Origin of the sequence: Mesorhizobium sp. GbtcB19, assembly GCF_019091085.1 — a bacterium.
GTDB lineage: Bacteria > Pseudomonadota > Alphaproteobacteria > Rhizobiales > Rhizobiaceae > Mesorhizobium.
On the sequence record NZ_JAGXJY010000006.1, the window covers coordinates 13,899 to 26,595 of the forward strand.

Annotated in this window: 8 protein-coding genes; 1 reads left to right on the top strand and 7 read right to left on the bottom strand. The window is 64.9% G+C overall.

Annotated features, from left to right (window positions below; translation table 11 throughout):
• Window positions 1-157 precede the first annotated feature (157 nt).
• Window positions 158-1,507, top strand: coding sequence for an LLM class flavin-dependent oxidoreductase (locus tag KVT37_RS12755; RefSeq protein WP_217573330.1), 1,350 nt, complete (start codon window positions 158-160; stop codon window positions 1,505-1,507).
• A 59-nt stretch (window positions 1,508-1,566) separates the two neighbouring features.
• On the opposite strand, the gene KVT37_RS12760 is transcribed toward KVT37_RS12755, so the two are convergent.
• The 7 genes from KVT37_RS12760 to glnT all read right to left on the bottom strand — a co-directional run bounded on the left by KVT37_RS12760 (window position 1,567) and on the right by glnT (window position 12,646).
• Complete coding sequence (locus tag KVT37_RS12760; RefSeq protein WP_217573332.1) at window positions 1,567-3,276, bottom strand: APC family permease; 1,710 nt, start codon at window positions 3,274-3,276, stop codon at window positions 1,567-1,569.
• A 254-nt stretch (window positions 3,277-3,530) separates the two neighbouring features.
• On the bottom strand, window positions 3,531-5,900 hold the full coding sequence (locus KVT37_RS12765) for a DUF1989 domain-containing protein (RefSeq protein WP_217573334.1): 2,370 nt from the start codon (window positions 5,898-5,900) through the stop codon (window positions 3,531-3,533).
• A gap of 258 nt (window positions 5,901-6,158) precedes the next feature.
• Window positions 6,159-6,782 carry a sarcosine oxidase subunit gamma gene (locus tag KVT37_RS12770; protein ID WP_217573336.1) on the bottom strand — a complete coding sequence of 208 codons (624 nt, stop codon included), beginning with the start codon at window positions 6,780-6,782 and terminating at the stop codon, window positions 6,159-6,161.
• Window positions 6,775-9,756, bottom strand: coding sequence for a sarcosine oxidase subunit alpha (locus tag KVT37_RS12775; RefSeq protein WP_217573338.1), 2,982 nt, complete (start codon window positions 9,754-9,756; stop codon window positions 6,775-6,777). Before KVT37_RS12775 ends, KVT37_RS12770 begins: the two co-directional genes overlap by 8 nt.
• Window positions 9,756-10,031, bottom strand: coding sequence for a sarcosine oxidase subunit delta (locus KVT37_RS12780; protein WP_217573340.1), 276 nt, complete (start codon window positions 10,029-10,031; stop codon window positions 9,756-9,758). The genes KVT37_RS12775 and KVT37_RS12780 overlap by 1 nt, the downstream gene beginning before the upstream one ends.
• A 15-nt stretch (window positions 10,032-10,046) precedes the next feature.
• Window positions 10,047-11,300 (bottom strand): sarcosine oxidase subunit beta family protein, encoded by a 1,254-nt coding sequence (locus tag KVT37_RS12785; RefSeq protein WP_217573341.1) that lies wholly within the window; start codon window positions 11,298-11,300, stop codon window positions 10,047-10,049.
• 38 nt (window positions 11,301-11,338) lie between these two features.
• Window positions 11,339-12,646: a type III glutamate--ammonia ligase gene (gene glnT / locus KVT37_RS12790; protein WP_217573343.1), complete on the bottom strand. Its 1,308-nt coding sequence runs from the start codon at window positions 12,644-12,646 to the stop codon at window positions 11,339-11,341.
• Window positions 12,647-12,697 lie beyond the last annotated feature (51 nt).

The following is a 12,697-nucleotide window of genomic DNA, read 5'->3' on the forward strand; positions in this document are numbered from 1 at the left end:
GCCGGTGGCGGATGATCCGCATCAAGGGCTCCAGCGTGGAGCGAAAAATGCTCCGCGCAGGGGTTTCGGCAAAACAGATTTCCTTTTCACGAACTTGATACAGGCCGATCCTGCGCCGATATCGGAGCGACAACGCTCGTCATCGCTGGATCATCCCATGTCAGAAAAACGGCAGCTGCGACTTGGCGCCTTCATGCGTCCCGTCAGTCTTCACACCGGCGCCTGGCGCTATCCGGGCGCTTATCCCGACGCCAATTTCAACTTCGCGCATCTGAAGCGCTTCGCGCAAACGCTGGAAGCCGCGAAGTTCGACGCCTTCTTCATGGCCGACCATCTGGCCGTGCTCAACATGCCGATCGAGGCGCTGCGGCGCAGCCACACGGTGACGTCCTTCGAACCGTTCACGCTGCTCTCGGCGCTGGCCGCCGTCACCGATCACATCGGCCTGGTCGCGACCGCATCGACCACCTTCGACGCGCCCTATCACATTGCCCGGCGCTTCGCCTCGCTCGACCATATCAGCGGCGGCCGCGCCGGCTGGAACATCGTCACCACTTCCAACCCGGACGCCGCGCTCAATTTCGGCCTCGACGAGCATGTCGAGCACGACGAGCGCTACCACCGGGCGCGCGAGTTCTACGATGTCGTCACCGGGCTCTGGGACAGTTTCGCCGACGACGCCTTCATCCGCGATGCGGAGAGCGGGCTCTACTTCGATACATCGAAACTGCATGTGCTCGACCACAAGGGCGAGCATCTGTCGGTGCGCGGTCCGCTCAACATCGCGCGGCCGGTGCAGGGTTGGCCGGTCATCGTTCAGGCCGGCGCGTCCGACGTCGGCCGCCAACTGGCCGCCGAGACGGCGGAGGTAATCTTCGCGGCACCGTCCGATCTAGCATCCGGTCAACGCTTCTTTGCCGACGTCAAAGGCCGCGCGGAAAAACTCGGCCGCGCGCGCGACGACATCAAGATCCTGCCCGGCGCTTTCGTCATCGTCGGCGACAGCGTCGAGGAAGCGCGCGCCAAACGCGCCAAGCTCGACAGCCTCGTCTACTACGAGAGCGGCATCGCCTCGCTATCGATCGCGCTTGGCCATGATGCGTCGGGCTTCGATCCCGACGCTCCGCTGCCGGACATTCCCGAGACCAATGCCTCGAAAAGCAGCCGCGAGCGCGTCATCGAGCTGGCGCGCAGGGAAAACCTCACTGTCCGCCAACTGGCGCAGCGGCTGGGCGGCTATTCCGGCCTGGCTTTCGTCGGCACGCCCAAGACCATTGCCGACGAGATGGAGGAGTGGCTGCTCACCGATGGTTCCGATGGCTTCAACGTCATGTTCCCCTATCTCCCCGCCGGCCTCGACGATTTCGCCGAGAAGGTGGTGCCCGAGCTGCAGCGGCGCGGGATATTCAGGCGCGAATATGAAGGATCGACGCTACGCGAGAATCTCGGCCTGAAGCGGCCGCCGAACCGGTTCTTCGAAAGCGAGGCGGTTCGCAAGGCCGGCTGAGCACAGCGCAAAAACAAACGGGCGCGCCGGAGCGCCCGTTTCTCTTCAAGGCTTGGTCGTCAGATGACGAACACCCAGTTGGCAATCAGCATCACCGCCACACCGGCCGCGAGCGTCAGGTAGGGCAGCATGCCCGCCTTCTTCACCGCGAGGTCGGCGCCCGTCATGCCGAGATCGGCCAGCATGTGGTCGGGGAACTTGCCGCCGTCCTGGATGTAGTGGCGGAAGCAGAACACCGGGATGATCAGCGCTGCGGTGATCAGGCCGGCCCACAGCGCCATCGGGTTCCACACCTTGGCGCCGGCGCCCATGAAGATGGCGTTGACATAGGCGAAGATCGCGCCGATGCCGAGTAGCCAGGTCGGCGCCTTCCATGGGCGGTTGATATGGCCGTTGTCGATGCGGTGGATCCAGCCGGCATTGAGGTTGAGGAAGTTGAAGATGATGTAGCCGCAGTTCGACACGGCGAGGATGAAGAAGAAGCTCGTCGCGTCGGCCGAGGCGATGGCCAGAACGATCAGGTTGAAGCAGAGATCGGTCCACATCGCCCGCGTCGGCGCGCCGTGCTCGTTGACATGGCTGAGGTAGCGCGGCAGCCAGCCGTCGACCGAGCCCTGGTAGAGCGTGCGCGAGGAACCGGCCATCGCCGTCATGATGCACAGCACCAGCGCAAGGATCATCAGCATCACCAGCAGGCTGTGGATGATCTTGCCGCCGCCGACCATGCCGGCCAAGGCATCGGCGACGCCCGAGCCGTCGACGATCGGCGTCGCCAGCATGCCGTTGAGGCCGAGCACGCCCTGGAAGGTGAAGGGCACCAGGATGAACAGCAGCATGCAGAGCAGGCCGGAATAGAAGATGGCCTTGAAGGTGTCGGTGCCGGGGTTCTTGAACTCCGACGTGTAGCAGACCGCGGTTTCGAAGCCGTAGGTCGACCACGCGGCGATGAACATGCCGCCGAGCGCCAGCGTCCAGCCGGCGATGTTCCATGAGCCCGGGTCGGGGGCGTAGGCGGCCGCGAGCGGCACCAGCGGCGAAAAGTTCGCCCAGTCGATCTGGCCGGTGAAGATCGGCACGACACCGACGATCAGCATCGGGATGATGACCAGCAGGCCGATATATTTCTGCACATTGGCCGTGCCGAGGATGCCGCGATGCTGGATGGCGAAGATCACCAGCATCAGCACCGCGCCGATGAAGAAAGTGGCGTTGAGCGTGAACGAGACTGGGCCGAGCGTATGGCCCCACAACGTCCAGGTGCGGATCGCCGGCGTCGCCGCGGCCGTCACCGCGGTGATGGCGTCGGCGGGAGCCGTTCCGGCATGCGCGGCGATATAGGCGACAACCTCCGGCGAGGTCTCGGAGAAGACCGGGATCGGCACCAGCGCGTTGAGGATGTAGGCGGCCGCGATCGAGCAGCCGAGCGACAGCACCGGCGACCAGGCGAACCAGTTGCACCACACCGACAGCGGCGCGATGAACTTCGAGTAGCGCAGCCATGCGGTTGCGCCGTAGATCGAGGCGCCGCCCGACTTGTTCGGGAACAGGCCGGCAATCTCGGCATAGGTGAAGGACTGCAGGAAACCCATGATCATGGACACCGTCCAGATCACGAAGGCGAGCTTCCCGGTTGTCCCGGCAATGCCGCCGATCGAGAACAGGACCAGCGCCGGGACGCCGCTCGCCACCCAGAAGGCGCCACGCCAGTCGATATGCCTGAGCAGCTTGCTTTCCGCAGGCTGCTCCAGGGCCGTGCTTATGGTGCTCATATGTTTGTATTCCCCTTTTTGTTGTTCCCCGCCAGCGACGCTTCGGCTCTCGCGAAGCTTGCTCCCCGGCACATGATCGACACGACTGTCGTGTTTCCACTCAGTCGTATTTTTTTCTTAAGAGTGAAGATTGATCCGGCGCGCTTTCGCGTCAAGCGTTTTGTGAATGTCATGCACATCACGCTTGCGAAACATCGACCCGACCGCCCGCCGGCGGCGGCCGGCGGGGGCGGATCAGCCTGGGAGGAGGCATATCAGGAGCGCGGCTTGGTCTTCTGCGGATCGTAATGGGCGAAGGCGACGACTCGCGCCGGCAGCCGCTTGGCGTGGCCGTCGAGCTTGCCGATCTCGACCTCGGTGCCGATATCGGCGTGGGTGACGTCGAGCCTTGCGAGCGCGATGTTCTTGCCCAGCACCGGCGAGCGCATGCCCGACGTGACCACGCCGATCTGGGCGCGGCCGACATGGACGCAGTCGCCATGGCCGACCGCGACGTTGGCATCGATGTCGAGCCCGACGAGCTTGTGCTGAGGGTGCTCCTTGCGCCGGATCAGCGCGTCGCGGCCGATGAAGTCGTCGGCCTTGGTCTTGAGCGGCACGGTGAAGCCGATCCCGGCCTCGAACGGGTCGGTCTGGTCGGAGAACTCGTAGCCGGCGAAGATCAGCCCGGCCTCGATGCGCACCATGTCGAGCGCCTGCAGGCCCATCGGCTTCAGCCCGTGCGGCTGGCCGGCTTCCCAGACGGCGTCGAACACTTTTTCAGCGTCGCGCGGATGGCACCAGATCTCGTAGCCGAGCTCGCCCGTATAGCCGGTGCGCGAGACCACCACCGGGATGCCGTTGCCGCCGCCAATGCGAGCGACCGCGAAGCGGAACCATTCGAGTTCGCCGATCGAGGGTTGCACCGGCGAGGTCCAGACGACTTCCTTCAAGATGTCGCGGCTCTTCGGCCCCTGCACGGCGATGTTGTGCATCTGGTCGGTGGAGGAGCGCACCAGCACGTTGAGGCCGAGTTTCTTGGCGGTCTCGCGCAGCCATTCGCCGGAAAGATCATCGCCGCCGACCCAGCGGAAATTGTCCTTGCCGAGCCGAAGCAGCGTGCCGTCGTCGATCATGCCGCCATGCTCGTAGCACATCGCCGTATAGACGACCTGGCCGACGCCGAGCTTCTTGACGTCGCGGGTCAGCGTGTATTGCAGCAGCGCTTCGGCGTCGGGCCCGGTGACCTCGAACTTACGCAGCGGCGACAGGTCCATGATCACCGCGTCCTGCCGGCAGGCCCAGTATTCTGCGATAGGGCCCTCCTTGGCGAAGGAATTGGCGAGCCAATAGCCCCTGTACTCGACGAAGTCGCGCGTGTGCTTGGCAAAGCTCGAATGAAAGGCTGTCTCGCGGGTCATTTTCGGTTCCGAGTCGGGCTTCATGCGTCTGGCGATCGCTCGCGAGAATTTGTGCTGGCCGGAATAGCTGCGCACATGGATGTCGGTCAGGTCCCAGCCATTGGAGGGCGTGGTGTCGTCCGGGCAGGCCGAGGATACGCAGACGATATCGGTCAGGGCCTTGAGCAGCACATAGTCGCCCGGACGCGACCACGGCTCGTCCGACACCATCACGCCATGCGCGTCGATCGCCGTGTTGAAGAAGAAGTTGATCGCCATCCAGCCGGCGCGGGGCGTCACGCCCTTGTCGGCAAGCGCCCTGTTGAAATTCTCCGAGCAGTTGGTGTGGCCGGGATAGCCGATGTCGTCGTAATATTTGGCGGCGCAGGCGAGCGCGAAGGCATCGTGCCGGCCGCATGTGTCCTGCACTACCTCGACCAGCGGCTCCATGTCCTGGTCGTAATATTTCGAATGCAGCCCGGGCATCGGATAGGCCGCACCCATCAGCGTGCGGGTGGTGGTGACGTCGAGCGGCAGGTCGCGGCCCTTGTCCAGCTTGCGCGCCGAAAAACACTGGAAGTCGGTGCATTGCCGGCCGTCGACATCGATGATCTGCAGATAGTCGCCAGCCTTGACGAAATAGGATTCGGCGGTCGCCGATTTCACGCGCAGATCGAGCACCGGATCGGCGAGCGGATCGGCAAGCTGGCCTCTTGTCTTCAGCCGGACCTTGGCGCGGCGCACGATCACGGTCAGCGGCGTCGCCGTGTTGTGGCCGTCGACCAGCATCGGCCCGCCGGGCGCCGCGATCAGCAGCGCGCCGTCGCGCTGCACGGAAAAGCTCTGCTCGGTGCCGGCCGGCGTGGCGCCGCCGAACACGCGCACGGCCTTCGGCTGGTCGAGCTGCACCTTGCGGCGCTCGAGGTTGAGGCGCAGCGCCGAAAGACTGTCGTCGCCCTCGGCGAGCAGCGCCTTGATGCCGGCCGCGTTGCTGTTGGACCGCTCGCCGAAAATACCGGGATCGGTGGCGCCGGACTTGTCCCAGGCCAGCAACTCGCAGGGCTGGCCGCCTTCGACATTGCTGACGCTGACGCTGTCGCCCGCCTCGACGTCGATGAGCACCGCGCCATTGCCCTGCACCGTGTAGCGCTCCACGCCCGGCGGCAGGCGGATCTCGCCGGGTCTCAGGATCAGGCTGGGCTTGGGCGGCCCGGACAGGACGGCGGGGTAGGGCGACTGGCTCATCTCAAACCCTCCTCCGAGCGAGAAACAAGTTTGCCTAAGGGTAAAATTATTTTCGCTGAGAGAATAGCAGCGGAGATGGATTTGGCAAGCACAAGCTCCCCCTTCTCCCCTTGTGGGAGAAGGTGTCGCCGAAGGCGACGGATGAGGGGTGCTCCAGGGAAAGCCGACGTCTCACTCCGCTAGAGCACCCCTCATCCGTCTCGGCGCTGCGCGCCGATCCACCTTCTCCCACAAGGGGAGAAGGCGAGTCGCGCGTCGCTACGCCAAGTCTTCCGAATGGCCGATCGTCACGCCATACTCGGCAGCGGAGTCGAGGATGGTGTGCCACAGGCTCTGCGCAAAAGTTGCGAACACCAGCAGATTGAACACAACCTGCCCGTTGCGATCCGTGCCGCGCCAGAGCGTGACGCTGGTATGATCCATCGACGTCGCAGCCGCCGCACCGACCCCGAACACATCGGGATGCAGGTCGATCGACGACAGCTTGGCGAGCATCGTACGCGCCTTCTCTCCGGAGACGTTGATCAGCGCCCGCGCATGCGATTGGTCGGACAGCGAAGCCGAGCCGGCAAAGACAGGTGCGAGCGCTTCGATCGAATGCTTGCCACCCTTGGACAGCATGAAGAACTGGTCGGGTCCGGACCAGATCAGCGTCGCATCCGATGCGCCGACAGCCTTCGGCGTTTCAGGCGCCGCAACGCCGAAGCGCGCCTGCGCGGTCTGCGCCATCTCGCTTGCTTTGCCGCGCCGCGCCATCACCTGGACGAGGTCGAAATTACGGATCTCGGTCAGCGCCACGCCGGCATCGCCCTGTACGCCATAAGGGCCGGCGACCAGCGTGCGGTCGAGCGGACTGCGGACGTCCCAGGAAAAATCAGCCACGCTGGCGCCCTCCATCCGGATCGTAGAAGACGGAATTGCAGAGCTCGACATCATAGTCCTCGCCGCGCAGGGGATCATGCGCGCGCACGATCTCGCCGATGCGCTCGCGGCCGCGCTCGACGAGGCCGAGCCCGATCCACTGGTCGACTACCGGCGAGAAGCAGACCGAGGTGACATAGCCCTGGTCGTTGTCCGGCCCCGGTGTCTCGCCCTTCGGAATGATATGCGCGCCGGAGCGCAGGCGGCGCGCCTTGTCGGTCGGCTTGATGCCGACGACCACCTGCCGGTCCGGCGCGACCAGCGCCTCGCGGCCGGCCATGACGCGGCCGATGAAATCCTTCTTGGTCGACATCATCTTGCCGAGGCCGAGATCGGCCGCCGTGGTCGTGCCGTTGAGCTCAGGCCCCGCGACGTGCCCCTTTTCGATGCGCATCACGCCGAGCGCCTCGGTGCCGTAAGGCGTCACGCCGAACGGCTTGCCGGCGATCATCAGATTGCGCGCCATGGCTTCACCGTAGCGCGCCGGCACCGAGATCTCGAACGCCATCTCGCCGGAGAAGGAGATGCGGAACAGCCTTGCCTTCAGGCCGCCGCGCAATTTGACCTCGCGCGCGCCCATGAACGGGAAGCCTTCATTCGACAGGTCCTCGGCCGGATCGACGATTTCCTTCAAGAGATCGCGGGTCTTCGGTCCGGCGATCGAGAACTGCGCCCACTGATCCGAAACTGAAGTCAGCTGCACGTCGAGCTCTGGGAACAGCACCTGCCGGCAAAATTCCAGATGCTGCATCACCAGCCCGGCCTTGGCCGTCGTGGTGGTGAGGAAATAATGGTCCTCGGCCAGACGCGAGGTCGTGCCGTCGTCATAGACGATGCCGTCCTCGCGCAGCATCAACCCGTAGCGCGCCTTGCCGACGGCGAGGCTGGAGAAGGCGTTGATGTAGACACGGTCGAGGAAGGTGCCGGCATCGCGCCCGTGCACGTCGATCTTGCCGAGCGTCGAGACATCGCAGAAGCCGACGCCTGAGCGCACCGCCTTGACCTCGCGGGTGACGGACTCCAGCCAGTCCTTCTCGCCCGCGCGAGGATACCACTGCGCGCGTTTCCATAAGCCGGTGTCGACGAAGATCGCGCCCTGCTCGGCCGCCCAATGATGCGAGGGCGTCAGCCGCGTCGCATGGAAATTCTCATCGCGGTGGTGGCCGGCGAAGGCGCCGATGGCGACCGGCACGTAAGGCGGCCGGTAGATCGTCGTGCCTGTCTCTGGGATCGATTTGCCGGTGACCGCCGCCATGATGGCGAGGCCGGCGACGTTGGACGTCTTGCCCTGATCGGTCGCCATGCCGAGCGTCGTGTAGCGCTTCAGGTGCTCGACCGATTCAAAACCCTCGCGCTGCGCCAGCTCGACATCGGAAGCGGTGACGTCATGCTGCTGGTCGACGAAGGCCTTGCCCTTGCCGGCGACATGCCAGAGCGGCGTCAGCGAGAAAGCCGCGTCGTCGGCGATCGGCATCGAGCCCGTGCTACCGCTTCGTCCGGCATCACGCGCCGCGGCGGCACCGGCTTCAAACCCTTCGCGCAGGCAGGCGCCCAGGCCGAAGGCGCCGTTGGCGGCGCCCGCCGCGACCATGCCGGGCGGCGCGCCGTCCGGCACGAAGGCAGCGATGTCGTCGCGCCATTTCGGCCGGCCGCGATGATAGGAGGTAAGACCGACCGCCGGGTTCCAGCCACCGGACACGGCAAGCCCGTCGGCCTCGACCTCGGCGCGGGCGCCACCGGTCAGCGAGACAGAAATCTTGCGCACGCCGGCTTTGCCGCCGTCGACGCCGGCAACGGAGCCGTGCAGCACCGGGAAGCCGCCCTTGCTGGCAAGCGAGCGATGGGCCGGCGAAACGTCCGGCCGTGCATCGATCACCGCCGCCACCTGCAGTCCGGCGGCGATCGCCGTCTCGGCCGTGCGCCAGCCGTCCTCGTTGTTGGTGAAGAGCGCGATGCGCCTGGCCGGCACGGCGGCGTAGCGGTTGATGTAGTTGCGCATGGCCGACGCCATCATCACGCCCGGCGTGTCGTTGCCGGCGAAGACGATGGGGCGTTCGATCGAACCGGCGGCGACGATGGAGCGCTTGGCGACGATGCGCCACAGCCGCTGTCGCACCTGATGCTCCGGCGGTGTAGGGAGATGGTCGTTGACGCGCTCGATCGCGCCATAGGTGCCGCCGTCATAAACGCCGAACAGCGTCGTGCGCGTCATGATGCGTACATCCGGCATCGCCAAAAGCTCGGCTAGCGTGCGAGCAACCCATTCAGCCGCCGGCAATCCGTCGATAGTGCCGCCATCGGCGAGCAGCCGACCGCCAAGGACGAAATCCTCTTCGCACAGGATGACGCGCGCGCCGCTGCGGCCGGCGGCAAGCGCGGCTGCGAGACCGGCCGGGCCTGACCCCGCGATCACCACATCGCAATGTGCCCAGGCCTTTTCATAATGATCGGGGTCGGGAACCTGGGCGGCTCGGCCGAGGCCGGCGGCGCGCCGGATCGCCGGCTCGTAGATCGCTTCCCAGAACTTCGCCGGCCACATGAAGGTCTTGTAGTAGAAGCCGGCGACGAAGATCGGCGCGAACAGCTGGTTGACCGACATGACGTCGAAATTGAGCGACGGCCAGCGGTTCTGGCTGGCGGCTTCGAGGCCCTCATAGAGCTCGGCCGTCGTCGCCTTCGTGTTCGCCTCGCGCCGCGCGCCGCTGCGCAATTCGACCAGCGCGTTCGGCTCTTCCGAGCCCGCCGTCAGTATGCCGCGCGGGCGGTGATATTTGAACGAGCGGCCGACCAGCTTGACGCCGTTGGCGACCAGCGCGGAGGCCAGCGTGTCACCCCTGAAGCCAGAAAAAGTCTTGCCGTCGAAACGGAAATTGAGGGGGGCCGAGCGGTCGATGAGACCGCCATTGTTCAGCCGGTTTGCCTGATCGCCGCGCATTAAGCACCAACCTTGGCGGCACCGGCGCCCGCTGCCGGCTCGACGGCCGAAATCTCATGCGTCAGCGTGTTGCGCGTGACCTTCAGCCAGGCTCGGCAGCCGCCGCCGTGATACCAGTGTTCGCTCATCACGCCGGCGATGTTGTCGCGCAGATAGACGTAGTCATAGACGGCTTCCTCGCTGGCATCGGCCGCGGGGCGTTGCGGCTTGGCGTCGCCGAGATAGGTGAACTCGCCGAGCTCGCGTTCGCCGCAGAAAGGACAGGTAATACGCATTGGCTGTGCCCGTCCTCAGTGCAGGTTCGGTTGGGCGCCCTGGCCCTTTTCGTCGATCATGGCGCCGCGCTGGAAGCGGTCGAGGCGGAAAAGCGCGGCTTCCTTGTGCGACTGATCGCGGGCGATGAGATGGGCAAAGACGAAGCCCGAGCCCGGCGTCGCCTTGAAGCCGCCATAGCACCAGCCGGCATTGATGTAGAGGCCGTCGACCGGGCTCTTGTCGATGATCGGCGAGCCGTCCATCGACATGTCCATGATGCCGCCCCACTGGCGCAGCAGTCGCACGCGGCCGATCATCGGGATCAGCGCCATGCCGCCTTCGCAGACGTCTTCCATCACCGGCAGATTGCCGCGCTGGGCGTAGGAATTGTAGCCGTCGATGTCGCCGCCGAAGACGAGGCCGCCCTTGTCCGACTGGCTGACATAAAAGTGTCCGGCGCCGAAGGTCATGACGCCGGGGATGAGGGGCTTGATCGCTTCGGAGACGAAGGCCTGCAGCACATGGCTTTCGATCGGCAGGCGGAGCCCTGCCATCGCGGCAACGCGTGACGAGGATCCGGCGACCGCCATGCCAACCTTGCCGGCGCTGATCTTGCCGCGCGACGTCTCGACGCCGATCACCTTGCCATTGGCGTCGCGCGTGAAGCCGGTGACCTCGCAGTTCTGGATGATGTCGACGCCCAGTTCGCTTGCCGCATGCGCGTAGCCCCAGACCACGGCGTCGTGCCGCGCCGTGCCGCCGCGCCGTTGCAGGAGCCCGCCTTGCACGGGGAAGCGCGCATTGTCGAAATTCAGGAACGGCAGCATTTTTCGCAGCGCCGCCTGGTCGAGCAGTTCCGCGTCGATGCCGTTGATGCGCATCGTGTTGCCGCGCCGTGCGAAAGCGTCGCGCTGCGCATCGGAGTGATAGAGGTTCAGCACGCCGCGCTGGCTGACCATCGCGTTGTAGTTGAGGTCCTGCTCCATCTTCTCCCACAGCTTCATCGACAATTCGTAGAAGCCGGTGTTGCCGGGCAGGCCGTAATTGGAGCGGATGATGGTGGTGTTGCGGCCGGCATTGCCGGAGCCGATCCAGCCCTTTTCCAGCACCGCGACATTGCGGATGCCGAACTCGCTGGCCAGGAACCAGGCGGTGGCGAGCCCGTGGCCGCCGCCGCCGATGATCACCACATCGTAGCGATCCTTGGGCGCTGCGTCGCGCCAGGTCGGCTTCCAGTTCTTGTGGCCGGAGAGAGCGGCGCGGGCGAGCGAGAAGATCGAGTATTTCATTGCGTCATTCCGAGGCCGCTCACCCGCAACGCTGGACTTCAGATGTCCAGCGTGTGGTCGCGCTCCCACTGCGTGAAGTGCGAAGCATAGGAATTCCATTCCTGGTGCTTCAGCTTTAGATATGCCGACGAGAATTCCTCACCCAGCGCCGCCTTGAGCGATTTGTCCTTGTCGAACTCGCGCAGCGCATCGAGCAGGTTGAGCGGCAGTTTCGGCGCGCCCTTCACCGTGTGGCCGTACTGATACATGTCGATGTCGTAGCGCTTGCCGGGATCGGCCTTGGAGCGGATACCGTCGAGACCGGCGGCAATGATCACCGCCTGCAAAAGATAGGGATTGGCGGCGCCGTCGGGCAGGCGGAGCTCGAAGCGGCCGGGGCCCGGCACGCGCACCATATGGGTGCGGTTGTTGCCGGTCCAGGTCACCGTGTTCGGCGCCCAGGTCGCGCCCGAAATGGTGCGCGGCGCGTTGATGCGCTTGTAGGAATTGACCGTCGGATTGGTGATCGCGGCCAAGGCCGAGGCATGCTTCATGATGCCGCCGAGGAAGTTCTTGCCCTTGGCGGACAAGCCCAATTCCATCGAGTTGTCGGCAAAAACATTGGTCTTGCCGGATTTGTCCCACACCGAGATATGGGCGTGGCAGCCATTGCCGGTCAGGCCCTGGAAGGGTTTCGGCATGAAGGTCGCGCGCAGTCCATGCTTTTCCGCGATCGACTTGACCATGAACTTGAAGAAGGAGTGCTTGTCGGCGGTCGGCAGTGCGTCGTCGAACCGCCAGTTCATCTCGAACTGGCCGTTGGCGTCCTCATGGTCGTTCTGGTAGGGGCCCCAGCCCAGCGCCAGCATATGGTCGCAGATCTCGGCGATCACGTCGTAGCGCCGCATCACCGCCTGCTGGTCGTAGCAGGGTTTCGAGGCCGTGTCGTATTGATCGGAGATCACGCTGCCGTCCGGCGAGATCAGGAAGAACTCGGCTTCGACGCCGGTCTTGACATGCATGCCTTCGGCCGCCGCCTCCGCGATCACCCGCTTCAGCGTGTTGCGCGGCGCCTGGTCGACCTCCTTGTCGTCCATGATGCAGTTGGCCGCCACCCAGGCGACGTCAGGCTTCCATGGCAGCTGGATCACCGAGTCCGGATCCGGCACCGCCAGCATGTCGGGATGCGCCGGTGTTAGGTCGAGCCAGGTCGCGAAACCGGCAAAGCCGGCGCCCTCCTTCTGCATGTCGGCGATCGCCTGCGCCGGCACCAGCTTGGCACGCTGGCCGCTGAACAGGTCGGTGTAGGAGATCATGAAATATTTTACGCCGTTCTCCTTGGCGAATGCGGCGAGATCGTTCCCCATTTATGTAGTTCCCTCGCGAATTTTGATGCTGGTCGTCTGATGTCTTTGTTT

Excerpts from the sequence above, each read along its gene's own strand:
- KVT37_RS12755 (WP_217573330.1), top strand. The coding sequence starts at position 158 with ATGTCAGAAAAACGGCAGCTGCGACTTGGCGCCTTCATGCGTCCCGTC.
- KVT37_RS12760 (WP_217573332.1), bottom strand. The coding sequence starts at position 3,276 with ATGAGCACCATAAGCACGGCCCTGGAGCAGCCTGCGGAAAGCAAGCTG.
- KVT37_RS12775 (WP_217573338.1), bottom strand. The coding sequence starts at position 9,756 with ATGCGCGGCGATCAGGCAAACCGGCTGAACAATGGCGGTCTCATCGAC.
- glnT (WP_217573343.1), bottom strand. The coding sequence starts at position 12,646 with ATGGGGAACGATCTCGCCGCATTCGCCAAGGAGAACGGCGTAAAATAT.
- KVT37_RS12765 (WP_217573334.1), bottom strand. The coding sequence starts at position 5,900 with ATGAGCCAGTCGCCCTACCCCGCCGTCCTGTCCGGGCCGCCCAAGCCC.
- KVT37_RS12780 (WP_217573340.1), bottom strand. The coding sequence starts at position 10,031 with ATGCGTATTACCTGTCCTTTCTGCGGCGAACGCGAGCTCGGCGAGTTC.
- KVT37_RS12785 (WP_217573341.1), bottom strand. The coding sequence starts at position 11,300 with ATGAAATACTCGATCTTCTCGCTCGCCCGCGCCGCTCTCTCCGGCCAC.